At 70.3% G+C, this 21,955-nt stretch carries 24 protein-coding genes and 1 pseudogene; 18 read left to right on the top strand and 7 right to left on the bottom strand.

The window, feature by feature from the left end:
- Positions 1-37: 37 nt before the first annotated feature.
- Entirely contained in the window at positions 38-706 is a 669-nt protein-coding gene (locus tag ACWDZ6_RS25820; protein ID WP_451504732.1) for an ATP-binding protein, read from the top strand.
- Between the two features lie 12 nt (positions 707-718).
- On the opposite strand, the gene ACWDZ6_RS25825 is transcribed toward ACWDZ6_RS25820, so the two are convergent.
- From ACWDZ6_RS25825 to ACWDZ6_RS25835, 3 genes are all read right to left on the bottom strand, one after another.
- A complete protein-coding gene (locus tag ACWDZ6_RS25825) occupies positions 719-1,645 on the bottom strand; it encodes a YDG/SRA domain-containing protein (protein ID WP_351447652.1) in 927 nt (308 codons plus the stop codon).
- Positions 1,646-1,736: 91 nt separating this feature from the next.
- Positions 1,737-2,753: an SEC-C metal-binding domain-containing protein gene (locus ACWDZ6_RS25830; protein ID WP_451504733.1), complete on the bottom strand. Its 1,017-nt coding sequence runs from the start codon at positions 2,751-2,753 to the stop codon at positions 1,737-1,739.
- A 28-nt stretch (positions 2,754-2,781) separates the two neighbouring features.
- Positions 2,782-3,204: a DUF3592 domain-containing protein gene (locus ACWDZ6_RS25835; protein ID WP_451504734.1), complete on the bottom strand. Its 423-nt coding sequence runs from the start codon at positions 3,202-3,204 to the stop codon at positions 2,782-2,784.
- Positions 3,205-3,267: 63 nt separating this feature from the next.
- On the opposite strand from ACWDZ6_RS25835, the gene ACWDZ6_RS25840 reads away from it, so the two are divergent.
- The 5 genes and pseudogenes from ACWDZ6_RS25840 to ACWDZ6_RS25860 all read left to right on the top strand — a co-directional run bounded on the left by ACWDZ6_RS25840 (position 3,268) and on the right by ACWDZ6_RS25860 (position 6,887).
- Complete coding sequence (locus ACWDZ6_RS25840; RefSeq protein WP_451504735.1) at positions 3,268-4,095, top strand: class E sortase; 828 nt, start codon at positions 3,268-3,270, stop codon at positions 4,093-4,095.
- 92 nt (positions 4,096-4,187) lie between these two features.
- Positions 4,188-4,628 (top strand): annotated as a pseudogene (locus ACWDZ6_RS25845) (sodium:solute symporter family protein); the annotation flags it as partial.
- A gap of 45 nt (positions 4,629-4,673) precedes the next feature.
- Positions 4,674-4,991, top strand: a complete 318-nt coding sequence (locus ACWDZ6_RS25850; RefSeq protein WP_451504736.1) for a DUF6412 domain-containing protein — start codon at positions 4,674-4,676, stop codon at positions 4,989-4,991.
- A gap of 101 nt (positions 4,992-5,092) precedes the next feature.
- Complete coding sequence (locus tag ACWDZ6_RS25855; protein WP_451504737.1) at positions 5,093-5,863, top strand: YidC/Oxa1 family membrane protein insertase; 771 nt, start codon at positions 5,093-5,095, stop codon at positions 5,861-5,863.
- A gap of 163 nt (positions 5,864-6,026) precedes the next feature.
- The gene (locus ACWDZ6_RS25860) at positions 6,027-6,887 is read left to right on the top strand and encodes a fumarylacetoacetate hydrolase family protein (protein ID WP_451504738.1); all 861 of its coding nucleotides are present in this window, start codon (positions 6,027-6,029) and stop codon (positions 6,885-6,887) included.
- A gap of 403 nt (positions 6,888-7,290) precedes the next feature.
- Here ACWDZ6_RS25860 and ACWDZ6_RS25865 read toward each other — a convergent pair whose 3' ends face one another.
- Together ACWDZ6_RS25865 and ACWDZ6_RS25870 are read right to left on the bottom strand one after the other, a co-directional pair.
- Positions 7,291-7,809: a heme-degrading domain-containing protein gene (locus ACWDZ6_RS25865; protein WP_451504739.1), complete on the bottom strand. Its 519-nt coding sequence runs from the start codon at positions 7,807-7,809 to the stop codon at positions 7,291-7,293.
- Positions 7,806-8,897: a Gfo/Idh/MocA family oxidoreductase gene (locus tag ACWDZ6_RS25870; protein WP_451504771.1), complete on the bottom strand. Its 1,092-nt coding sequence runs from the start codon at positions 8,895-8,897 to the stop codon at positions 7,806-7,808. The genes ACWDZ6_RS25865 and ACWDZ6_RS25870 overlap by 4 nt, the downstream gene beginning before the upstream one ends.
- A gap of 48 nt (positions 8,898-8,945) precedes the next feature.
- Here ACWDZ6_RS25870 and ACWDZ6_RS25875 point away from each other — a divergent pair, with 48 nt between their 5' ends.
- From ACWDZ6_RS25875 to ACWDZ6_RS25930, 12 genes are all read left to right on the top strand, one after another.
- Complete coding sequence (locus ACWDZ6_RS25875) at positions 8,946-10,046, top strand: ROK family transcriptional regulator (RefSeq protein ID WP_451504740.1); 1,101 nt, start codon at positions 8,946-8,948, stop codon at positions 10,044-10,046.
- 135 nt (positions 10,047-10,181) lie between these two features.
- Positions 10,182-11,126 (top strand): hypothetical protein, encoded by a 945-nt coding sequence (locus tag ACWDZ6_RS25880; protein ID WP_451504741.1) that lies wholly within the window; start codon positions 10,182-10,184, stop codon positions 11,124-11,126.
- A 30-nt stretch (positions 11,127-11,156) separates the two neighbouring features.
- Positions 11,157-11,939 (top strand): GntR family transcriptional regulator, encoded by a 783-nt coding sequence (locus tag ACWDZ6_RS25885; protein WP_451504742.1) that lies wholly within the window; start codon positions 11,157-11,159, stop codon positions 11,937-11,939.
- Between the two features lie 140 nt (positions 11,940-12,079).
- Entirely contained in the window at positions 12,080-13,201 is a 1,122-nt protein-coding gene (locus ACWDZ6_RS25890) for a TIGR03364 family FAD-dependent oxidoreductase (protein ID WP_451504743.1), read from the top strand.
- Positions 13,198-13,890, top strand: coding sequence for a phosphonatase-like hydrolase (locus tag ACWDZ6_RS25895; protein ID WP_451504744.1), 693 nt, complete (start codon positions 13,198-13,200; stop codon positions 13,888-13,890). Before ACWDZ6_RS25890 ends, ACWDZ6_RS25895 begins: the two co-directional genes overlap by 4 nt.
- The gene (locus ACWDZ6_RS25900; RefSeq protein ID WP_451504745.1) at positions 13,887-14,954 is read left to right on the top strand and encodes an ABC transporter ATP-binding protein; all 1,068 of its coding nucleotides are present in this window, start codon (positions 13,887-13,889) and stop codon (positions 14,952-14,954) included. The genes ACWDZ6_RS25895 and ACWDZ6_RS25900 overlap by 4 nt, the downstream gene beginning before the upstream one ends.
- Entirely contained in the window at positions 14,947-15,993 is a 1,047-nt protein-coding gene (locus tag ACWDZ6_RS25905; RefSeq protein WP_451504746.1) for a 2-aminoethylphosphonate ABC transporter permease subunit, read from the top strand. Before ACWDZ6_RS25900 ends, ACWDZ6_RS25905 begins: the two co-directional genes overlap by 8 nt.
- A complete protein-coding gene (locus ACWDZ6_RS25910) occupies positions 15,980-16,777 on the top strand; it encodes an ABC transporter permease (protein WP_451504747.1) in 798 nt (265 codons plus the stop codon). Before ACWDZ6_RS25905 ends, ACWDZ6_RS25910 begins: the two co-directional genes overlap by 14 nt.
- A gap of 14 nt (positions 16,778-16,791) precedes the next feature.
- Entirely contained in the window at positions 16,792-17,862 is a 1,071-nt protein-coding gene (locus ACWDZ6_RS25915) for a 2-aminoethylphosphonate ABC transporter substrate-binding protein (protein ID WP_451504748.1), read from the top strand.
- A gap of 135 nt (positions 17,863-17,997) precedes the next feature.
- Positions 17,998-18,777, top strand: coding sequence for an HAD-IIA family hydrolase (locus ACWDZ6_RS25920; protein ID WP_366730788.1), 780 nt, complete (start codon positions 17,998-18,000; stop codon positions 18,775-18,777).
- Positions 18,778-18,871: 94 nt separating this feature from the next.
- Complete coding sequence (locus tag ACWDZ6_RS25925; RefSeq protein ID WP_451504749.1) at positions 18,872-19,480, top strand: hypothetical protein; 609 nt, start codon at positions 18,872-18,874, stop codon at positions 19,478-19,480.
- 1 nt (position 19,481) lies between these two features.
- Positions 19,482-20,147 carry a class F sortase gene (locus tag ACWDZ6_RS25930; RefSeq protein ID WP_451504750.1) on the top strand — a complete coding sequence of 222 codons (666 nt, stop codon included), beginning with the start codon at positions 19,482-19,484 and terminating at the stop codon, positions 20,145-20,147.
- A 304-nt stretch (positions 20,148-20,451) separates the two neighbouring features.
- On the opposite strand, the gene ACWDZ6_RS25935 is transcribed toward ACWDZ6_RS25930, so the two are convergent.
- Together ACWDZ6_RS25935 and ACWDZ6_RS25940 are read right to left on the bottom strand one after the other, a co-directional pair.
- Positions 20,452-21,204 carry an ANTAR domain-containing protein gene (locus ACWDZ6_RS25935; RefSeq protein WP_451504751.1) on the bottom strand — a complete coding sequence of 251 codons (753 nt, stop codon included), beginning with the start codon at positions 21,202-21,204 and terminating at the stop codon, positions 20,452-20,454.
- A 5-nt stretch (positions 21,205-21,209) separates the two neighbouring features.
- Positions 21,210-21,926: an ANTAR domain-containing protein gene (locus ACWDZ6_RS25940; protein WP_451504752.1), complete on the bottom strand. Its 717-nt coding sequence runs from the start codon at positions 21,924-21,926 to the stop codon at positions 21,210-21,212.
- Positions 21,927-21,955: the final 29 nt, after the last annotated feature.

Below are 21,955 nucleotides of genomic sequence, written 5' to 3' on the forward strand. Positions count from 1 at the left end.
TAGGGCCGTGCAGCTCTGCACTGGGAGGCAAGCCAAAATGAACTACGCGAGTGACTGCGTCAGGCGGAAACCTTGGGACCTGTCCTTCGAGGCAGAGCCAAGCGAGATCGCGGGTTTGCGCAATGTGTTGCGGCTACACCTGACGCTGTGGGGCCTGCCGGAGCTGGTCGACTCGGCTCAGATTTGCGTCACAGAACTGACATCTAACGTCATCAACCATGTGGGCATTGGCACGCCTGCCACGCTCGCGGTTTCCATGAGCGGCACCCGCCTCCGTATCGAGCTGCACGACCCAGACGCGCGAGCGCTGCCCACTCTGCTCAGCGCAGAACGCGAGGCGGAGTCGGGGCGTGGAATGACGCTCGTCGACGCCGTCACCGACCGCTGGGGTGTGATCCTTCGGGCGGACTCCAAGGTGGTGTGGTGTGAGTTGGCTACGGATCTCATCGACCCGAACGGCCACACCGGCGGTCCGCGAGTGGCACACGCCGAGGAATACCTCGCGCTCTACGGCGCTGCTCGCCATCCGCTGCCGACCGTCTCGGGCCGCCTGAGCGCGGCTGTCGCTGAGGAGGCGGCGATCGAGCTGATCGCCGACCTACTCCACTGGCTCCGAGCCCACGGCTGCGACCCGGACGAGGTGCTGGATCGCGCCCAAGTGCACTTCGAGTCTGAGCTGGGGAAGGTGGAAGAGTTGCAGGGGTAATTCCCGCAAGTGCTAGATCGAGCGATCCTGCCATCGCGCCCTGTGCTTCTGGATGAACTCCACACCTATGTTGTGGGACTTGATACGCCTTAGCTCCGAGACGAACTTGCCGGTCAGGCTATCGATGACCTTGAACTCGTCGGTTATGTGAAGCGCTCCACGATCAAACCGAGTGTGACAGTTGGGGCACAGGCAGAGGACATTCTGGAGTCGGTCGCGCCCGAAGTGTGGTTTCCCCAAGGCCTGTATATGTGCGGCTTCAGCGTATGCCTCGCCCATCGGTGAAATAACAAGCCGAAGGCCACATATCTGGCAGGTGTTGTTATGCAGAGCCTTGATCTCACGAGCCACCTTTGAGTCCCGCGCCAGGCGATTATGTGCGACGTACCGCCGCACCTCCTCCTCGAGATCGGTGTCCTCGCCCGCGTCAGGGTCCACCGACTGCGGCTTCGCCTCTTCGCCTGGAGCGAGTTTGAGGAGCTGAAAGCTGCAGACGTAGAAGCCTTCCTTCCCCTCGGTAATCCAATGGTCTGCCACTTGGTAGAGGCCGCGATACCGGTAACCGCCAGTTGCTCGCCGCCGGGTCTTTCCCTTGATCTCCAGTCCTTCGATCACGCGAACTGGATAGCCAAGGCCCTGCGATACAACCAGCGCCGCATTTCCCTCGTCGGTCAGCGACTGATCGGCAACCATATGGCCGGTGTCCCGGTCCCGACCGCCTTCGCCGGTGTAGATGATTTCGGCGCCATCATCTTTGTCGTCTATATATCCACCGGAGAGGACGATGGAGTCGGCGCCTGTCTTGGCCGTCCCGGAGATGCCGCGGCCGAGAAATCGGTGCAACCCGACAGCGTGGAGGTCGTTGTGTCCCTTGAACCAGTCGCCCTCAGAGACGCCGTCGGGGGTGCCAAACATAACCTGCTTCGACTCACTAGCCATGAGCACATGATGTCAACTGGTTGACGTTCGTGGATCAGTTCGAGGCAGACTCATGGCTTTACGGACCCGATCCTGGGTTCTCCAGGAACAGTCACGAAACTGCTCCCCCGTGGCAGTCCCGGTACACCGCCCCCGACCCGCACCAGCACGCCGCCCCCTTCGACGGCGGCCATGCCACCGCCCGGCCCCTTGCCGCCAGTGTCGTTGCGTACTGCGGGAGCAGGTCCGCGTTCGCCGGTGAGGACTGTTCCGAGGCCGCGAACGCCTCGTACGACGGGACCGTCGCCGTCACGATGCCCAGGTTCTCCGTGCCCGTCGAGGACAGGTCCCGCATCGAGGCCTCGATGTCCGTGAGGTGGGCCGTCCGGGTCGGGTACTCCGACTCCAACTCGGGGTACGCCGCGAGGAGTTCGTTCAGTTCGTCCTCCGGCCAGTGGAGCACCGCCACCGGGAACGGACGCGACAGGGCCGAGCGGAACGAGCCCAGTTCGGACCTCAGGCGGGCGATTTCGGCCTGGAGTTCTGCCGGGTTTTCCGAGCCCAGGGCCCACAGGCGCTTCGGGTCGTGGAGTTCGTCCAGCGAGATGTCCGCCGTGTGGGACGTGTGGACCGAGTCGGCCTGGGCGTCCCACTCGTCGTGCGGCAGGCCCAGGAGGCGGCGGACGCGGTGGCGGCCCGTGAGGAGGGACTGGGTCGCGTAGGGGACCTCGTCCTCTCCCGGGGGGAGGAGCAGCGTGAGGGCCGTGGTGAAGCAGTCGTGGGACGCCTCGAGCTCGTCGTGGGACTCCAGCGTCTCCGCCACGATCTCCCAGGGCGCCGGGTCCGCCGGGGCCGCCGTGCGGATGCCGGTGATCAGGGCGCGGGCCTCCGCCTCGTGGCCGTACTCCCAGAGGTTCGCCGCCTGGAGGGCCTTGATCAGCAGTGGGTGCTCGGGGCCGATCGCGAGCAGGCGGTCGTAGAGGGTGGAGGCGTGTTCGCGGTCGCCCGCCAGTTCCAGGTGGGCCGCGGCCTGGAGCAGCAGCGGCTCATGGTCCTCGGGGTACCGGTCCGCGGTACGCAGCAGGCGCTCGGCTTCGGCGGTGTGGTCAGCAGGCGTGTCGGGGCGCATGGTGGACACCGTACTGCTGTACGGCGGTTCACAGGGATGCGCCGATTCTCACGAGTACGGCCATGAGCGATCCGAGCCAGAGCGCCGTGCCCAGCGCCAGCGTGAGGAGCGCCGAGGAGCGGGCGGCCGGCGAGTCGATCTGGGCGTGTTGCGGGTTGTGCGGGGTGTAGAGGACGCGGACCTGTGAGCCCTCGGGGAGCCGGTGCGGGCTGCCGCTGCTGTCGATCAGCGGCTGCTCGACCTCCGTACCGTCGTCCGTCGTCCAGCGCACGACCGGATGGGCCGTGGAGTAGGAGGCCTCGCGCGTGGCTATGTGGCCGGTCACGGTGCCGAGCGCGCTGCGGCCGGTGCTGCGTACGAGCTCCGCCAGGATGTAGTTCGTGCCTTGTACGGCGCAGATGGCAAGGCCGGCGAGGAAGGGCACGAGGGTCAGGAACCAGAAGGGACTCATGCGGCGCCATCGTAGGAGGCCGTGGGTCTGGTGAGTTGACGGGCCGGCACCTATCGTGCCGCCGTGCGGCAGCGGGAGAGAGAACGGGAACGGATACCGGTTGTGGCGCAGGGGCGCGGCTCGCGGCGGCGGGCCACGTTCGCCCGTGGGCTGTGGACGAGCGCCGAGGTCACCGTCACGCTCGGGGTCGTCGTACTCCTCCTCGTCGTACATCAGCTGTGGTGGACCAACCGGCAGGCCCGGCAGGGCGCGGAGCACAAGGTCCAGGCCCTGGAGCGGGAGTGGGGGAGAGAAAGGGGAGGGGAGGCTCCGTCCGTCGAGGTGCCCGGCGAGCCCGTTCCGGCCGGGACGCCCGCCGCCGGGGAGAGCGGGACCGGTACGGCGACCGAAGTGCCCGGCTCGTCGCCCGCCCGCGGAGCCGCCGTCCGCACTCCCCGCTGGGACCAGGCCTACGCCGTCCTCCGCATCCCACGGCTCGGCGTCGTCGCGCCCGTCGCCCAGGGCATCGGGAGGAAGGGCGTACTCGACAAGGGGTACGTCGGGCACTATCCGCAGACCGCCCAGCCCGGTGAGGCCGGGAACTTCGCCGTCGCCGGGCACCGCAATACGCACGGGGAGCCCTTCCGGTACATCAACCGGCTGAGGGGCGGCGACGAGGTCCGGGTCGAGACCCGGGAGGGGGTCTATATGTATGTGGTGGACAAGGGAGTGGCGCAGACCTCGAGCCGGGATACGGGGGTGATCGCGGCGGTGCCGCGCAGCATGGTGAATACCGGTGCCGGGTACAGCGCACCCGGGTACTACCTCACCCTCACCACCTGCACGCCGGAGTACACCTCCAAGTACCGGCTTGTCGTGTGGGCGAAGTTGACGTCGATGCGACCGCGCTAGGGTCCCGGACGTGCTCAAACGCCGTCCTCAACTGCTGTGGCCGCTCGTTCCGTACGTCTTCTTCGTCGGCGCGCTGCCGCTGGTGAACCGCGTCGATGTGGGGGCGGAGCGTCCTCTCGCTCGCGCCGTGGCTGCGACGGCGGCAGAAGGGCGCGGCGCAGGCCGTCGTCGTGGCGGCGGGCGGGATCGCGCTGCTGATGACGTACACCGCGCCCACCACGCTCGTACGGCTCTCCCTCGTCTCGTACGAAGGGATGGCGCAGCTCCTGCCGATGCTGCTGCCCGGTCCGACCTGGCGGCGGCTGACCCTCGCCGGCGCCGTGAGCGGGCTCGCGGCCGGAGTGGCGATCGTCTGCGTGCTGGTCTTCGCCGGGCACGATCCGGTGTGGGGAGTGAACGCGGGGATCGTCGCGCTCGCGGCCAACCTGGTCGTGGCGCCGGCGGTGACGTACGCGGGTCCGGCTGATCGTGATCCGCGGCCGGACCAGGACGTACTTGCGGAGGATCCGCTCCCCGAGGCCGATCGTGTATAACGGCTGGAGGTTCGAATTCGACGAGTGCGTGAGTGAGGGGGGAGCATGACCGGTCGTCCGATGCGGCTGTTCCGGCCCGCCGCGCTGCTGATCCTCCTCCTCGTCGAAGTGCTCCTGATCGACGGCGGCAGCCTCTCCGCCGCGGTGGCGCTCGCCGCGACCGCCACCGCTGCCGCCGGTTCCGCGCTCGTCGTCTGCGCCGTCATCAGCGCGCGCTGCGCGCCTGCCGTGCCACGCACCCGGGTCCGCACCGCCATCCGCGACCGTGAGCAACGCACCGCGTTCCTGCCGCAGCGCGACCCCGACGCCAAGGGCCGGACCCGGCCCCGAGCACCCGGCCGTTCCCTCCTGACGGCCGCGTAGGGGAACCCCAACTCGCACAAACCCCCTCGAAACACCCCTCGCGGGTCGTCATGCCGCCATGTCCTCATCCCGGCACGACGAGACCCTCGGAGGGCTCACCCATGTCCGTTTTCGCCAGCCTGGTCGCACACCTCGCCGACCTGCTCCAGCCGCTCTTCCACGCGTCCGCCACGGCCGCCGCGATCATCGTCTTCACCGCGCTCGTGCGGCTCGCCGTTCATCCGCTCTCCCGGGCGGCCGCCCGCGGCCAGAAGGCCAAGGCCAGGCTCTCGCCCCAGATAGCCGAGCTGCGCAAGAAGCACGGCAAGGACCCGGAGCGGATGCAGAAGGCGCTCATGGAACTGCACGCGAAGGAGAAGGTCTCGCCGCTCTCCGGGTGCCTGCCGAGCCTGCTGCAGCTGCCGGCGTTCTTCCTGATGTACCACCTGTTCTCCAGCACGCGGATCGGCGGCGGGCCGAACGGTCTGCTCAGCCACACGCTCGGCGCCGCACCCCTCGGCGACCGCTGGTCGGACGCGCTCGCGCACGGCGGGGTCTTCGGCGGCGCGGGACTGGTGTACGTCGCGCTGTTCGCGATCGTCGCCGCCGTGGCCACCTTCAACTACCGGCGTACGAAGCGTCAGATGGCGGCCGCGCCCATGATGTCCGACCAGCAGATGCCGGGCATGGGCGCGATGGGCGCGATGACGAAGGTCATGCCGCTGCTCTCCTTCGCCACGCTCCTGACCGTGGCCTGGGTGCCGCTGGCCGCCGCGCTCTATGTGGTCACCAGCACGACCTGGACGGCGGTCGAGCGGGCCTTCCTCTACCGGGACATGCCCGCCGCGAGCGCGCTTGCCACCGCCGGGACGGGGATCCCCGCACGCCGTTGAGGCCGTGGGGGAGGTCCAGGTTGTGAACGGGGTCTTGCGGAGTGGTCCGCTGTCTTGGAGGATCAGCCAATCCTTCGATCCTCCCGATGGCCGCCACCCGTCCCCTGCCTCCGGCAGGGAGCCCCATTGGCCGGATTTCCCACTCGACCAGGGGAGATTGACCATGAAGCTGCTGCGAGTCGGTACGACGGGCGCCGAGCGCCCGGCTCTGCTCGACAAGGACGGGACGACGCTGCGCGACCTGTCCGGCCTCGTCACGGACATCGACGGGGAGCTGCTCGCCGACGCGCCGGCGCTCGCCCGGATACGGGCCGCGGCGGACGCCGGTGAGCTGCCCGTACTGGACGCCGACGGCCTGCGTACCGGGGCGCCGCTCGCCCGTATCGGCAAGGTCGTGTGCATCGGGCTGAACTACCACGACCACGCCGCCGAGACGGGCGCGGAGGCTCCGGCCGAGCCGGTGGTGTTCTTCAAGGCGGCCGACACGGTCGTCGGGCCCTACGACACCGTGCTCGTACCGCGCCGCAGTCGCAAGACCGACTGGGAGGTCGAGCTCGCGGTCGTGATCGGACGTACGGCCCGCTATCTGGAGGACGACGAGGACGCGCTGTCGTACGTCGCGGGATACGCGGTCTCGCACGACGTCTCGGAGCGCGAGTTCCAGATCGAGCGCGGCGGCACCTGGGACAAGGGCAAGAACTGCGAGACGTTCAACCCGCTGGGCCCGTGGCTGGTGACGGCGGACGAGGTGCCGGACCCGCAGGCGCTCTCGCTCAGGCTCTGGGTGAACGGCGAGCTGAAGCAGAACGGCACGACCGGCGACCAGATCTTCCCGGTGGCGGAGGTGGTGCGGTACGTCAGCCAGTTCATGACGCTGTACCCCGGGGACGTCATCAACACGGGTACGCCGGCGGGCGTCGCGCTCGGGCAACCGGAGCCGAAGCCGTTCCTGCGGGCCGGTGATGTGGTGGAGCTGGAGGTCGAGGGGCTCGGCCGCCAGCGCCAGGAGCTCAAGGACGCGTAGGCGCCTCCCGGCTGGGGGCCGTGGGGGTGAGGGCCGTGCGTTGGTGGCCGGGTACGTCCGGGCGGGCGGTCGTCCTCAATCGCCGGACGGGCTGAATTGGGTCTGTCCGGTGGGTGGGTTGTCCTCGAGCGCCGGGCGGGCTGAATTGGGTCTGTCCGGGCGGCCGGTTGTCCTCAATCGCCGGACGGGCTGGATTGGGCGCCGGGCGGGCTGGGATGGGCGCCGGGCAGGCTGGGATGGGCCGGTCCGGTGGTGGGTTGTCCTCGAGCGCCGGGCGGGCTGGATTGGGCGCCGGGCGGGCTGGGATGGGCGCCGGGCGGGCTGGGATGGGCCGGTCCGGTGGTGGGTTGTCCTCGAGCGCCGGGCGGGCTGGATTGGGCGCCGGGTGGGCCCATTCCTTGCCTCACGCCGCGATGAAACGCTCCAGCGCCTCGACCACCATCGCGTGGTCCTCCGCCTGCGGCAGGCCCGAGACCGTGACCGAGCCGATGATGCCCGCGCCCTCGACCGTGATCGGGAACGAGCCGCCGTGGGCCGCGTACATGTCCGGGTCCAGGCGCGAGGACTCCTCGAACGTCGTGCCCTTCGCGCGGTGGCGGGTGCCGACCAGGAACGAGCTCTGGCCGTACCGTTCGACGACTCTCCGCTTGCGGTCGATCCACGCGTCGTTGTCGGCGCTCGAGCCGGGCAGTGCGCAGTGGAAGAGCTGCTGCGCTCCTCGCCGGATGTCGATCGCGACCGGCGACCGGCGCTCGCGGGCCAGCTCGACGAGCAGGCTGCCGAGCATCCAGGCGTCCTCGTATGTGAACCGGCGCAGGGTCAGCCGGCGTTCCTGGTCGATGAGCTCGTCGACGGTGAGCGCCGCGGGCGCGGGCGCCGTGGACGGGGTGGGCGAGGGGGAGGGGGTGGGCGAGACGGTCATGCGGAGACCTCCACGGTGATGCCCTCACGGGCCGAGCGGTGCGCGGCCTCCAGGACCTCGAGTGCGGCCGCCGCCTCATGGGCGGTGACCGGCGGGGCCGTGCCCTCGCGCAGGGCGGTGGCGATGGCCGCGTAGTACGCCGGGTAGTCGCCCGGAACCGTCTCGACCGGGCGGCCGCCGCCGGTCAGCGGGGACTCGCCCGCGCCGACGCGGCCCCACAGCGACTCGGGCTCGGTGCCCCAGCTCGGGTCGGAGTCGGGACGCGTGCCGTCGCGGAGGGCCGTCTCCTGCGGGTCCAGGCCGTACTTCACATAGCCCGCCGTCGAGCCGAGTACCCGGAAACGCGGGCCGAGCTGCGCGGTCATGGCGCTGACGTACAGATGCGAGCGGACGCCGTTCGCATGCGTGAGGGCGATGAACGTGTCGTCGTCGGTCTCGGCGCCGGGCCGGCGGACATCGGCCTCGGCGTACACCCGTACCACCGGGCCGAACAGGGTCAGCGCCTGGTCGACCACATGGCTGCCCAGGTCGTACAGCAGACCGCCGATCTCCTGCGGGTCGCCCGACTCGCGCCAGCCGCCCTTGAGCTGGGGGCGCCAGCGCTCGAAGCGCGACTCGAAGCGCAGTACCTCGCCGAGCTCGCCGTCCGCGATCAGCTTTTGGAGGGTGAGGAAGTCGTTGTCCCAGCGGCGGTTCTGGAAGACGGAGAGCAGCAGACCGCGCTCCTCGGCGAGTGCGGCGAGCTCACGCGCCTCGGCGGCCGTGCCGGCGATGGGCTTGTCGACGACGACCGGGAGGCCGGCCTTGAGGGCGGCAGTGGCGATCGGGACATGCGTCTTGTTGGGGGAGGCGATCACGATCAGATCGAGCTCGCCGGCCCGCTCCCACACCTCGTCGGGCGTGGCCGCGAAGCGTACATCCGGGAACTCGGCGCGGGCCTGCTCCCGCCGCTCCGGGTTCGAGGTGACGATCGTGTCGAGGGCGAGACCCTCGGTCGCGGCGATCAGCGGGGCGTGGAAGACGGAGCCCGCCAGGCCGTAGCCGACGAGTCCGACGCGGAGGGGGGTACGGGAGACGGTGCCAGTCATGCGTTCCACTTAAGCAACGGTGTTGCCAAAGTGCAAGCGGAGAGGACAATGGGGTCCGTGAACAGGACTGTGAGGAGCGGTACGGGAGCTGCCGGAGCGAACCTGCCTGCGTTGCGCAGCCATAACGCCGCGCTGGCGCTCGATCTGCTGCGTACGGCGGGTGAGAGCGGCATCAGCAGGATGGAGCTCGCCGAGCGCACCGGGCTCACCCCGCAGGCGGTCAGCAAGATCACGGCCCGGCTGCGCGACGAGGGTCTGGCGACGGATGCGGGCCGCCGCGCGTCGACCGGCGGCAGACCGGGCACGGTGCTGCGGCTGGTCCCTTCGGCGGGCCACGCGGTCGGGCTGCACCTGGACCGCGACGAGCTGACAGCGGTGCTGCTGGACCTGGCGGGAGCTCCGGTCGCGGTCCGCACGGCGCCGCTGGATCTGGGCGCGGGGGCCGAGGCGGTCGTGGAGCGGGTGGCGACAGAGGTCGAGGCGCTGCTGGAGGGCGTACGCGTCCTCGGCGTCGGCGTGGCCATGCCCGGGCCGCTCGATCACGTCACCGGTGTCCCGCATCGCGTCACCGGGTTTCCGCAGTGGGACGGGTTTCCCCTCCGCGACGCGCTCGCCGCGCGGCTCGGGCTGCCCGTCGTCCTCGACAAGGACACCAATGCCGCGGCCCTCGGGCTCGCACTTCGCGGACCCGGTGACTCCTTCGCGTACCTCCACCTCGGTACGGGACTCGGTGCCGGTCTCGTCCTCGGCGGTGCGCTCTACCGCGGCGCGCGCACCGGCGCGGGGGAGTTCGGGCATCAGGTCATCCAGCTCGACGGGCCCGAGTGCGGGTGCGGGAAGCGGGGCTGTATCGAAGCGCTCTGCCTCGCGGCCGTCGACCGCGGCGATCTCGACCTGGCCGCCCGCGTCCTCGGCACCGGCGCCGCGAACCTCGTCGAGCTGCTCGACATCGACCGGGTACTGCTCGGCGGCCGGATCGTCGCGGCGGACGCCGAGCCGTTCGTACGCGGAGTCGGCGGGCGTGTCCGCGTCCCGGTAGCCGTCACGGGCAGAGGCGCACACGTCGTCGCGGAGGGCGCCGCGCAGTTGGTACTCGCGCCTGTCTTCGGACGCGCCGAAGCGTCTCCCACCGCACCGAAAATAGGCTGATAGGGGGAAATTGGGAGGCTGTACGGCCGTTTGAGGCCGCGGAGAGCGCCTTCGAACGCGCGCGCGTGGCAGGGTCTTGGGGAGGACCGGGCGATCCCCGGCGGTTCGTGAGCAGCCGAACAGCAAAGGTCACCCATGCGACTGCGCAAAGCCCTCGCCGTCGGAGTCGCCGCGGCCGCGATCGCGCCCGCGGCGCTCTTCGGCTCCGCCGCGACGGCCGCAGCTGTGACCGCACGCGCCGCCGCCGAAACCGCCGCCGGGCCCGCCAAGACGCCCGGGTCCGCCGGGGCTCCTGAGCGAGCAGGCTCGCGCGAGCAGGCGGCGGCGCGTGAGCGGGCCGCGGTACCCGGGCGGGCAGCGGCGCCTCGGCAGGCCGGAGCACCTGAGCAGCCCGCACCGCCTCGGACCGCCGCCGCACCGGTGCCGGTACCCGCGGCCGGAAAGCCCGCTGACCAGCAGCCCACCTGCGGCAAGGTCTCCGACCCCGACTTCCCCATCGACACCCGCATCCACGGCGGCCCCACCGCCCACCGGCCCGGCGCCGGCTTCCAGGAGTGGTCCGTCGACCTCGCCAACACCACCGGCGAGAGCTGTCGCAGCATCCACCCGGTGATGATCTTCAGTGGACGCGACAGCGGTCTCACCGCCGCCCGGGTCGGCCTGGAGTTCTACGACGACCTGACGGCCCGCTGGCGCCCCGTCGCCCTCGAGACGACCGCCGAGGACGAGGTCGTCGGGGTCCTCGACGGAGGGTTCCCCGGCTTCGTCGTCCCGGCTCGTAAGTCGGTCACCGTCAAGGTCCGGGTCGCCCTCGCCGCCGATACCCCGCCCAACGACGTCACGGTCAACGCCGCGATCGTGCAGCGGCAGGGCGACGACGGCGACTGGGTGGGTGAGTCCGGCGACTACCACTTCACCGTCGTGGACGGCGACGGTTCCGGGGTCACCGACACCCCCGACGAGCTCGCCGCGACCGGCACCGGCCCGCCGCTGCGCCTCAGCGCCGCCCTCGGTGCCGTACTGCTGTGCGGCGGGGCGCTGGTCCTGGCCTCCCGGCGGCTGCGTGCCGGGCGACGCTGAGCGTTCACCTCCGTCTGCGAGCATTCCCGGGTGGACTACCCGAACGACCAGGCGCCCGGCGCCGCTGTCCGGTCCGGCATCCCGGAGCACGGACGGATCCCCAAGTACTACGCCGTCAAGGCCCGTATCTCCCTCCTGATCGAGGAGTTGGGCGAAGGGGGACCGCTGCCCACGGAGCGCGATCTCGCCGTACGGTACGAGGTCTCGCGCGAGACCGTGCGCCAGGCGTTGCGCGAACTGCTCCTGGAGGGCCGGCTGCGTCGCCAGGGCCGCGGCACGGTCGTCGCGGGTCCCAAGCTGGAGCAGCCGCTCTCGCTGGCCAGCTACACCGAGGGCGTACGGCGCCAGGGGCGCCGGCCCGGCCGCAGCCTGATCAGCCTCGACCGCTTCCCCTGTTCCGACGCGCTGGCCGGCCAGATCGGGGCGGCGCGCGGTGAGCCGGTCTGGCACATGGAGCGGGTGCTCCTCGCGGACGACGAGCGGGTCGGCCTGGAGAGTACGTATGTCGCGGTGGCCCGGGTGCCACGGCTGGACGCCGACTTCGACCCCGACTCGTCCTTCTACGCCTATCTGCGCGAGCGCCTGTCGATCTCCTTCGGCGACGCGGACGAGCGGATCGAGACGGTGCTCGCGACGCCGCGCGAGGCCCTGCTGATCGGTACGCCGCCGGCCCTGCCGATGCTGCTGCTCCACCGCGTCTCGCGGGACACGGAGGGCGAGCCCCTGGAGCGGGTGCGCACGCTCTACCGCGGCGACCGCTTCAGCTTCACCACGCATCTGGGCGACCAGAATCCTCTGGGCGACGGCGGCTGACGCAAACTTTGCAACGCACTCTGGACGTGGCACGAAGATAACGAGAAGGTAACGGGTCTAGTCCAAGTTTGGGTGCCCGTTCACCCTCCCGTTGCTGTCCGGAGTCATCCGGGCCACCAGTCCCCAGGAGCGTTGCGGCCGTGAGAGTCATCGTCGTAGGAGCCGGCGTGGTGGGAACCATGCACGCCTGGCACGCAGTGGAACGCGGCCACCAGGTCGTTCAGATCGAGCGCGAGACGGAGGCGCGAGGCGCGAGCCTGCGCAATTTCGGCCAGATATGGGTCAGCGGTCGCGCGGGTGGCGAGGAGCTCGAAACCGCGCTCCGTGCCCGCGAGTTGTGGCAGTCCATCGGGGAGCGCGTGCCGGCGCTCGGCTTCCGGGCCATCGGCTCGCTCACTCCCGTACGGAACGACCTGGAGCTGGCCGTCGCCGAGGCGGCCGTGGCCGGGCCCGACGCGGCTGCCCGCGGCTACAGGCTGGTCACCGCGGCCGAGGCGCGCCGGATCAACCCGGCGCTGCGCGGCGGGTTCGCGGCGGCGCTGTGGTGCGAGCGGGACGCCGCCGTCGAGCCGCGCCCCTCCCAAGTCGCGCTGAAGCAGGCTCTGCTGGCGTCCGGGCGGTACACATACCTCGGCGGGCGCGAGGTCCGCGACGTGCCCGGTGAGGGATCCGTCCGCGACGACCACGGCGATGTGCACACCGGTGACGCCGTCGTCCTCTGTACGGGCGCGTCGCTCTCCGGTCTCGTCCGCGAGCTCGCCCCCCGCCTCCCCGTACGCCGGGTGCGCCTGCAGATGATGCAGACCGATCCGCTCGGAGAGCCGCTCACCACGTCGATCGCCGACGCCGACAGTTTCCGCTACTACCCGGCGTACGCGAGCGAGGCCCTGGAAGCGCTCAAAGCGGGCCAGGCACAGGCGCCGGCCGCCGCCGCGCACAGGATGCAGCTGCTGATGGTGCAGCGCCGCGACGGCGGGCTGACCATCGGCGACACCCATGAGTACGAGCACCCGTTCGCCTTCGACACCCTCGAGGACCCCTACGAGCACCTCGCCGGGGTCGTCGAGTCCTTCCTCGGCCGGCCGCTGCCGAAGATCCGCCGCCGCTGGGCCGGGGTGTACGCGCAGTGCACCGACAAGAGCCGTGTCGTGCACCGGGAGCAGGTGCGCGACGGCGTGTGGCTGGTGACCGGGCCTGGCGGGCGCGGGATGACCTGCTCGCCCGCCATTGCCGAAACAACCGCGAACGAACTGGGCTGGTGAGGAAGTTGACGAAGCTGAACCTCGTCGTACTGGACATGGCCGGTACGACGGTCGCCGACGGGGGGCTGGTCGAGCAGGCCTTCGTGGCGGCCGCGGAGCGCGTGGGTGCCGAGCCGGACTCGATGCCCGGCATGCTCGACTACGTCCGCGCGACCATGGGCGAGTCGAAGATCTCCGTATTCCGGCACCTCTTCGGTGACGAGACGCGCGCCGGGCAGGCCAACACCGCGTTCGAGGAGGCGTACGGGGAGCTGGTCGACGCCGGCCGCATCGCACCGGTTCCCGGCGCCAGGACGGCCGTTGAGGAGCTACGGGCACAGGGCCGCACCGTCGTCCTGACCACCGGCTTCGCCCGCGCCACCCAGGACGCGATCCTTGCCGCGCTCGGCTGGCAGGACCTGGTGGAGCTCACCCTCTGCCCGGCCGACGCGGGAGGCCGCGGCCGCCCCTACCCCGACATGGTGCTCACCGCGTTCCTGCGCACCGGGGCGGTGGACGGCGTACAGCAGATCGCGGTCGTGGGGGACACCTCGTACGACATGCTCAGCGGCGTACGCTCCGGAGCGGGCGTCGTCGCGGGCGTGCTGACCGGCGCGCACGACAAGCGGCAGCTCGAGCAGCACGGCGCGACACATGTGCTGGGCTCGGTCGCCGAGTTGCCCGGCCTGCTCGCCGGGGCGGACCGATGACGAGCGGCATCCGCTTCGATAACGTCTCGGTCGCGTACGGGGGGAACGGCGGGACCACAGCGCTCGACTCGCTCGACCTCACCGTCGAACCGGGAGAGGTCATGGCGCTGCTGGGGCCGTCCGGATCGGGGAAGACGACGGCGCTGCGGGCGGTCGCGGGTTTTGTGCGGCCGGTCTCCGGGCGGGTGTTCATCGGCGGCCGGGACGTCACCGGGCTGCCGCCACACCTGCGGGGCATCGGCATGGTGGTCCAGCAGTACGCGCTCTTCCCGCATATGCGCGTCAAGGACAACGTCGCCTTCGGCCTCCGGGCGCAGAAGGCCCCGAAGCGCGACGTAGCCGTCCGGGTGGCCGAGGCCCTCGACATGACGGGCATGGCGTCGTACGCGAGCCGCTACCCGCGCGAGCTCTCGGGCGGGCAACAGCAGCGCGTCGCGATCGCGCGTGCGCTCGCGATCCGCCCGATGGTCCTGCTCCTCGACGAGCCGCTGTCGGCGCTCGACGCGCAGCTCAGGTCCGGGATGCTGGCGGAACTGGCGCGGCTGCACCGGGAGCTGCCGGACGTCTCGATGCTGTACGTCACGCACGACCAGGCCGAGGCGCTGACGCTCGCGGACCGTATCGCGGTCATGGACAAGGCGCGGCTCCAGGACTGCGGTACGCCGCACGAGCTGTACCGCCGCCCCCGTACCGAATTCACCGCGTCCTTCGTCGGCAACGCGAATCTGCTGCCGGTGACGGTCGGTTCCGGTTCGGTCTCCTTCGCCGGAGCTGAAGTGAAGGTCTCGACGGGCGGGGCGTCGGCCGGCGCGAAGGCCACGCTCTGCGTACGCCCACATCTCGTCGGCCTCGGCAAGGGCCCCAACCCGCTGCGCGGCAGGCTCACGGAGATTCAGTGGCGCGGCTCCACGCATCGCCTGTACGTGGATGTGGCGGGTCATCGCGTGACGGCGGACGTCCGCGAATTGCGCCGGACACCGGAGCTGGGCGACACGGTGACGTTGCACTTCGCACCGGAGGACGCGGTGCTGCTGCCGGCGGGACAGGGGGCGTCCGATGCCTGACGTGCCGCAGCCGACGGCCCGTCGTGGGCTGCGCCGGGCCTCCGGCCGGGCAGAGGTTCCGGCCCGGGTTACCCCGGTCGATGGTGCGGGTCACCCGGCGGGCGCCGGCACGCCGTCGCCGCCCGTGAGTGACGCGGCGGCCGGCCAGGAGCGGACGGAGGCGGCAAGTCCACGTGCCGCGGCCGGCCCGGACGGGCCCGGCACCCCCCGGCAGCCGCGCGGGACACCTCGCTTCGTATGGGCCCTGCCCCCGGTCGCCATCCTGGGGCTCGTCTTCGTCTACCCCCTCGCCCTCGTCGTTCAGCAGTCGCTCTCGCCGGACGAGGGCGGTACCTCCTTCGCCCCCTACACCCGTGTCTTCGCCTCCGCGGCCTTCCGCGACGCCCTCACCACCACCGTCTGGCTCGCCGTCGGCGCCACCCTCGGGTGTCTCCTCCTCGGCTTCACCCTCGCCCTGATCATCGCCTTCGTGCCCTTCCCCGGCGGCAAGGCGGTCGCCAAGTTCATCGACGTCTTCCTCTCCTTCCCCTCCTTCCTCATCACGCTCGCCCTCCTCTTCATCTACGGCACCGTCGGCATGGCCAACGGCCTCTGGACGGACGTAACCGGCGCGGCCGAAGGGCCGTTCCACTTCCTCTCCACCCCCGGGGGCGTACTCCTCGCGGAGATCACCTACTTCACTCCCTTCGTGGTACGCCCCCTGCTCGCGGCCTTCTCGCAGCTCGACACCGCGCAGTTGGAGGTGGCGTCCTCACTCGGCGCGCGGCCCGCGCGCATCGTCCGGCGCGTGATCCTGCCCGAGGCTCTTCCCGCCCTCGCAGCCGGCGGCAGTCTCGTCCTCGTCATGTGCCTCAACGAGTTCGGCATCGTCCTCTTCACCGGGGCCAAGGGCGTGACCACCCTGCCGATGCTCGTCTACGGCAAGGCGATCCTCGAGTCCGACTACCCGGCCGCCTGCGTCGTCGCCGTCGTCAACATCACCATCTCCGTGGGCCTTTACAGCCTCTACCGAATGGTCAGCCGCCGTGTTGGTGCTTAGCCGCAAGGGGAAGAGGGTCACCTGGGCGCTCTTCCTCATCCTCTTTCTGCCGCTCTTCGCGCTGCCGCTCCTCGTGATCGTCACCGCCTCCTTCTCGACGAACTGGTCCGGCGCCTTCCCATCCGGGCCCACCGCCGAGCACTACGGCGCCGCCGTCCGCGGGGAGTCCCTGCAGGCCCTCACCACCAGCCTGATCACCGCCGTCACCGCCAGCCTGCTCGCACTCACCGTCGGCAGCTGGGCGGCGCTCGCCGGCTCCGCGCTCGGCAAGCGCGGCCGACGCGCACTCGACGCGCTGTTCGTGCTGCCCGTCGCCGTGCCCTCCGTCGTCGTCGGCCTGGCGGTTCTCGTCGCCTTCTCCAGGCCGCCGATGCTCCTCAACGGCACGCGCTGGCTCGTGATCCTCGCGCACGCCGTTCTTGTCACGGCGTTCGCCCACCAGTCGGTCGCCGCGGCCGTCATCCGTCTCGACCCGATCTACGAACAGGCGGCGGCGAGCCTCGGAGCCCGGCCCTCGTACGTCCTGTGGCGGGTGAAGCTCCCGCTCCTGCTGCCGTCGCTGAACGCGGCCGCCGGGCTCTGCTTCGCCCTGTCCATGGGCGAGTTGAGCGCCACGATGATGCTCTACCCGCCGGACTGGATGCCGCTGCCGGTGCAGATCTTCACCGCCACCGACCGCGGGTCCCTCTTCACCGGCTCGGCCCTCGCGGTCGTCCTGATGGGCACGACGCTGCTCGTGCTCATCGCCGTATCCCGTATCCGCACCAAAGCCTCTTACCGCTAGGAGTGCACCACGCCATGCACAGCTCTGTACGCAGCTCCCTCAAGCCGATCGCCGCCGTCACCGGCAGCCTTGCGCTCGCCGCGTCCCTCACCGCCTGCGGCTCCTCCTCCGCCGCCTCCGACGAGAAGGTCGTCACCGTCTACAGCGCCGACGGCCTCAAGGGCGAGAAGGGCGACGGCTGGTACGACCGGGTCTTCAAGGACTTCGAGAAGGCGACCGGCATCAAGGTCAAGTACGTGGAAGGCGGCTCCGGCGAGATGGTGCAGCGCGCCGTCCGCGAGAAGGCCAACACCCAGGCCGATGTCATCGTCACCCTCCCGCCCTTCATCCAGCAGGCCGACTCCAAGGGGCTGCTCCAGTCGTACGAGCCCAAGGGCTCCGACATGGTCAAGGGCGGCGACAAGTCCGGCGACGGCAAGTGGACTTCGGTCGTGAACAACTACTTCGGGTTCGTCTACAACAAGAAGGAGCTGACGACCGCGCCCGCCACCTGGGAGCAGCTCCTGGACTCGAAGTACAAAGACAAGCTGCAGTACTCCACGCCCGGCGTCGCGGGCGACGGCACCGCAGTCGTCATCAAGGCGATGCACGACTTCGGCGGCAAGGAGCCGGCGATGGCCTACCTCAAGAAGCTCCAGGCCAACAATGTCGGCCCGTCCTCCTCCACCTCCAAGCTCGCGCCCAAGGTCGACAAGGGTGAGATCCTGGTCGCCAACGGCGACGTACAGATGAACTTCGGGCAGTCCAGGTCCATGCCGAACCTCGGTATCTGGTTCCCGGCGAAGGACGGCGGCAGGCCCACCACCTTCGCGCTGCCGTACGCCGCAGGGCTCGTCACAGCGGCCCCGCACAGCGAGAACGGCCGGAAACTGCTCGACTTCATGCTCACGGAGAAGGCCCAGCGGCAGGTCAGCGCGGTCGGCGGCGGCTTTTCCGCCCGCACGGACGTCAAGGCCACCGACGCCAACGCCATCGAGCTCGCCAAGCTGATCGACGGTGTCGATGTCTTCGAGCCCGACTGGCAGGACATCGACAAGAACCTCCCGGCGTACGTCGACGCCTGGAAGTCCGCGACCGGCAGCTGACACCGGTACCGGGGCACCGCCGGGGTCAAGATCAGCACCACGTGATTAGGCTGGGATGCCGGAGGGCCGCAGAGCCGTGCCTCCGGCGTCCCAGAACAGCACACTGCACACTGCACACGGCAGGAGTCCCGTCAGATGGCAGAGCGCAAGCCGATCGAATCCTGGCTCACCGACATGGACGGTGTCCTGATCCATGAGGGCGTGCCGATCCCGGGCGCCGACGCCTTCATCAAGAAGCTGCGGGAGACCGGGACGCCGTTCCTGGTACTGACCAACAACTCCATCTACACGGCGCGCGACCTGCATGCCAGGCTGGCCCGGATGGGCCTGGACGTGCCCGTGGAGAACATATGGACCTCGGCGCTCGCCACTGCGCAGTTCCTGGACGACCAGCGTCCCGGCGGCACGGCGTACGTCATCGGCGAGGCGGGGCTGACCACCTGCCTGCACGACATCGGCTACGTGCTGACCGACCATGAGCCCGACTATGTGGTGCTCGGCGAGACCCGTACCTACAGCTTCGAGGCGCTCACCAAGGCCATCCGGCTGATCAACGCCGGGGCCCGGTTCATCTGCACCAACCCCGACGAGACGGGCCCCTCCGCCGAGGGCCCGCTGCCCGCCACCGGTGCGGTCGCCGCGCTGATCACCAAGGCGACGGGCAGGGATCCGTACTTCGCGGGCAAGCCGAACCCGCTGATGATGCGGACCGGACTGAACGCGATCGGTGCGCACTCCGAAACCAGCGCCATGATCGGCGACCGCATGGACACCGACGTGCTGGCCGGCCTGGAAGCGGGTATGGAGACGTTTCTGGTGCTGACCGGGCTCACCGACCGCGAGACCGTGGACAAGTATCCGTTCCGGCCGTCGAGTGTGGTCAATTCGATCGCGGATCTCGTCGACCGTATCTGAGCACGTCAGAGGCCCATATGGAGCAGTGAGCCGGCCCCTGCGGATGCGAAAACGCCCGGCGCGGGTGAATCTTTTGGGTATCAGGAGGTTCACGATGCGTTCAGGTTTGATTGCTCTCCGTGCCGCAGGGGCGGCCGCCGTACTCGTCCTGGCACCCGCGGCCCCCACCGCGTACGCAAGCGATTCCGTGACGGTCACGGTCGCCCCGTCCTCCGCAGCACCCGGCGGCGAGGTGCAGTTCCGTGTCACGGGCTGCAAGGGCACGACGGGAGCCGTCGCGTCGCAGGGTTTCGTCCTGGACGCCGAGCTGTTGCGCCGGGAGGGACAGAGCACCCAGCTGTTCGGGAACACGTCGGTCAAATCCACCGTGAAGCCCGGCACGTACAACGTGAGCGTCACCTGCGACGGCCATACCCACGCCGGCACCGGCCGCGTCCAGGTCGTCCAGCACCAGCCGACCGAGCAGCCGACGCACGCGCCGACCGAGCAGCCGACGCACGCGCCGACCGAGCAGCCGACGCCCGTCGCACCGGTACGGGCAGGCGGCGGCGGCGCTGCCGCCGAGCTCGCCGCCCGCGAGGCGGACCCGCAGGACGCCGGCCCCGGAACCCCGCACACCGTGATCGGTCTGGTCCTCGCGGGCGTGGCGGCGGTCGCCGTGGCCTCCCGCACCTCGCGGCGCCGGCGCACGGACGCTGACTGACATGTCAGCCGAACGTCCGGCGGGCACCGGCCGGCTGCTCATCGGAGTGGCCTGGGCGGTACTGCTGCTCGGGCTGTGGCTGTGGGGACGTGAGGTCACCGGCGGCCCCGGCGGCAGCTCAGCCCCCACCACAGGCGATGTGGCCGCGGTCGGCCGCCCGCTCGGCGTGCCCCTGCCGCCCGCCCACGACCCGATGCGGCCGGCGAAGCCGCACCAGGTGGACATCCCGTCGATAGGCATCACCGCCGCGGTGGTCCCGCGTGGCCTGGATGTCACGGGTGCCATAGACCCGCCTCCGTACGCGATGCCGCGCACGGTCGGCTGGTACGGCAGGGGTACGAAGCCGGGCGCGGTGGGTACCGCGCTGCTCGTCGGCCATGTCGACACCGAGACGAAACCGGCCGTCTTCTACGGTCTCAGTGCCGCCAAGCCCGGCGAGAAGGTACGGGTGACCAGGACTGACGGCTCGGTCGCCGAATTCACCATTGACGACGTCCAGGTCTTCGGCCGGGACCGGTTCGATGCGAAGAAGGTCTACGGGCCGCGCAAGGACGGGCGCGCGGAACTGAGGCTGATCACCTGCGGCGGCACCTTCGACCGGGCGACGCGCACGTACAGCGCCAATGTGGTGGTGTCGGCATATCTGACCGGTGTCGCCAACAAGTGAATCAAGAAGTGAATCAAGAGGCGGACCGGGAAGTGGACCGGGAAGTGGATGCCGTGGACAGCCGCTCCGGAGTGCGGCAACCCGGCCCGACCGGCAACCTGGCTCGACCGGCGACGCGCTCCCCCCGGAGCCGCCGGCCGAGCCGGTCCTCTACCGCGGGTGCCCGGGCTGCGGGAGAAGCCCGGGCCGGCGCAGGAGGTCTTGTGGTCCGGTTCATGTGAGCCGGGCCATTGCCCCACACCTTAGGGCGGGGAACTGGTCCGGCCTAGAGGCCGGATGACGCCTTGTCGTGACGTCGTCGCCCTCAGTTCCCGTCGGCGGCCCACCGCAGCGCCTCGGAAGGCAGTGTTCCATTGGCGATCTGCTGCGCGAGGCGGGAGAGCGGTTCCCGCTTCGTCCGTGCGTACCGGCGCATCGACTCGAACGCTTCTTCCACGGAGACGCCCCACCGCTCCGCGAGCATGCCCTTGGCCTGCTCCACCCGGATCCGGCTGGTGAGCGCCGACTGCAGCTGTTCTACGAGGAGTTCACCCTGTTGTATGGTCCGCTGCTGCAGAATGCCGATCGTGGCGGCGTCCGCGAGGGCCTGCGCCAGAGTCAACTGCCCTCGTGACTGCTGCTCCTGGTGATTCATCAGGAAGAAGTTCAGTGCGCCGATCACGTGCTCGCGCAGCCGCAGGGGTACGGCGTAGGTGGCCTCGAAGCCGTACTGCCGGGCCTGTGCGGCGAACTGCGGCCAGCGGAGCTTCGCTTCGCGGCTGTCGAGCGAGATCGGCGGCACCGCCGTACCACTGCCGTACGTGTCCAGGCAGGGCCCCTCGCTGTGCTGGAGCTCCAGCAGATCGAGCAGCCAGGACCGTTCGTCGGAGGTCGCGGCGGTCTGCAGCTGGCCGCGCTGGTTCACCAGCATCAGTCCGGCGGCCTCGACGTCCAGCAGGTCGACGCAGTGGCTCGACAGCCGGTGCAGTAATTCGATCACGTCGAAGTCGGCGACGAGAGTGTCGGCGAGCTCCACGAAGGCCGAGGCGATCCGTTGTTCGCGCAAGGTGCTGTCCATCCTTGTCACCCACCTCCGTCGGGGTTTCGCGGGCCGGTGTCGTCGCCGTCCCGCTCTACCCCATCGGCGGGAAGCCGAAGCCTCCGCGCCACGATGTCCCTGGCCACATCCACGATGGGGCGTTCTGTCGCGTATGCGTGCGCTCGCAGTCGTACGAGCGCCACGGCGGGTGTGACACCCAGCCGCGCTGCGATCATCCCAGTCGCCTGGTGGACTTCGGCACGGTGCAGCGAGGCATGCTCGGCGAATCCGTGTGCCACGTCCCCCAGCAGGGTCAGGGTCAGTGCGTCCGCGAGTACCAGGGCATCGGTCAGTTCGGTCGCGTCGAGCCGTCCCGGCGTGGACCGGCGGCAGGTGAGTACGCCCACCTGAATGGCTCCGATCTGCAGGGGAAAGGCGAAGACCGCGCGCAGGCCCAGTGTTCCGGCGGCGGAGAGGAAACCGGGCCAGCGTGAACGCGGGACCAGGTGGAGATCGGCGTCGAGTACCAGCACGCCGCCGTCCGCCGCGTCCACACCAGGTCCTTCACCGAGAGTGAACTGGAGGTCGTCCAGCCGGGCGCTCACCGGGTCGCTCGCCCACACCAGTTCGCCGAAGGAGCCGTCGCCGGAGAGTGTGACCGCCAGTCCGTCGACGCCGAGGACATCGGCGCACCGGCGCGCGAAGGACGCGTCGAGTCCGTCGGTCCGCCGCAGTGCCAGCTCGTCCAGCAGGGCAGCCATGCGAGCACTGACCAAGCCCTCCTCCAGGG

It is taken from the genome of Streptomyces sp. NPDC002926 (assembly GCF_053591755.1).

What these genes read in the sequence shown, in the direction of transcription:
- ACWDZ6_RS25880 (WP_451504741.1), top strand. Translation starts at nt 10,182, where the DNA reads ATGCGACTGCGCAAAGCCCTCGCCGTCGGAGTCGCCGCGGCCGCGATC.
- ACWDZ6_RS25850 (WP_451504736.1), top strand. Translation starts at nt 4,674, where the DNA reads ATGACCGGTCGTCCGATGCGGCTGTTCCGGCCCGCCGCGCTGCTGATC.
- ACWDZ6_RS25835 (WP_451504734.1), bottom strand. Translation starts at nt 3,204, where the DNA reads ATGAGTCCCTTCTGGTTCCTGACCCTCGTGCCCTTCCTCGCCGGCCTT.
- ACWDZ6_RS25825 (WP_351447652.1), bottom strand. Translation starts at nt 1,645, where the DNA reads ATGGCTAGTGAGTCGAAGCAGGTTATGTTTGGCACCCCCGACGGCGTC.
- ACWDZ6_RS25865 (WP_451504739.1), bottom strand. Translation starts at nt 7,809, where the DNA reads ATGACCGTCTCGCCCACCCCCTCCCCCTCGCCCACCCCGTCCACGGCG.
- ACWDZ6_RS25940 (WP_451504752.1), bottom strand. Translation starts at nt 21,926, where the DNA reads ATGGCTGCCCTGCTGGACGAGCTGGCACTGCGGCGGACCGACGGACTC.
- ACWDZ6_RS25870 (WP_451504771.1), bottom strand. Translation starts at nt 8,897, where the DNA reads ATGACTGGCACCGTCTCCCGTACCCCCCTCCGCGTCGGACTCGTCGGC.
- ACWDZ6_RS25830 (WP_451504733.1), bottom strand. Translation starts at nt 2,753, where the DNA reads ATGCGCCCCGACACGCCTGCTGACCACACCGCCGAAGCCGAGCGCCTG.
- ACWDZ6_RS25935 (WP_451504751.1), bottom strand. Translation starts at nt 21,204, where the DNA reads ATGGACAGCACCTTGCGCGAACAACGGATCGCCTCGGCCTTCGTGGAG.
- ACWDZ6_RS25900 (WP_451504745.1), top strand. Translation starts at nt 13,887, where the DNA reads ATGACGAGCGGCATCCGCTTCGATAACGTCTCGGTCGCGTACGGGGGG.
- ACWDZ6_RS25920 (WP_366730788.1), top strand. Translation starts at nt 17,998, where the DNA reads ATGGCAGAGCGCAAGCCGATCGAATCCTGGCTCACCGACATGGACGGT.
- ACWDZ6_RS25915 (WP_451504748.1), top strand. Translation starts at nt 16,792, where the DNA reads ATGCACAGCTCTGTACGCAGCTCCCTCAAGCCGATCGCCGCCGTCACC.
- ACWDZ6_RS25925 (WP_451504749.1), top strand. Translation starts at nt 18,872, where the DNA reads ATGCGTTCAGGTTTGATTGCTCTCCGTGCCGCAGGGGCGGCCGCCGTA.
- ACWDZ6_RS25860 (WP_451504738.1), top strand. Translation starts at nt 6,027, where the DNA reads ATGAAGCTGCTGCGAGTCGGTACGACGGGCGCCGAGCGCCCGGCTCTG.
- ACWDZ6_RS25855 (WP_451504737.1), top strand. Translation starts at nt 5,093, where the DNA reads ATGTCCGTTTTCGCCAGCCTGGTCGCACACCTCGCCGACCTGCTCCAG.
- ACWDZ6_RS25905 (WP_451504746.1), top strand. Translation starts at nt 14,947, where the DNA reads ATGCCTGACGTGCCGCAGCCGACGGCCCGTCGTGGGCTGCGCCGGGCC.
- ACWDZ6_RS25875 (WP_451504740.1), top strand. Translation starts at nt 8,946, where the DNA reads ATGGGGTCCGTGAACAGGACTGTGAGGAGCGGTACGGGAGCTGCCGGA.
- ACWDZ6_RS25930 (WP_451504750.1), top strand. Translation starts at nt 19,482, where the DNA reads ATGTCAGCCGAACGTCCGGCGGGCACCGGCCGGCTGCTCATCGGAGTG.
- ACWDZ6_RS25820 (WP_451504732.1), top strand. Translation starts at nt 38, where the DNA reads ATGAACTACGCGAGTGACTGCGTCAGGCGGAAACCTTGGGACCTGTCC.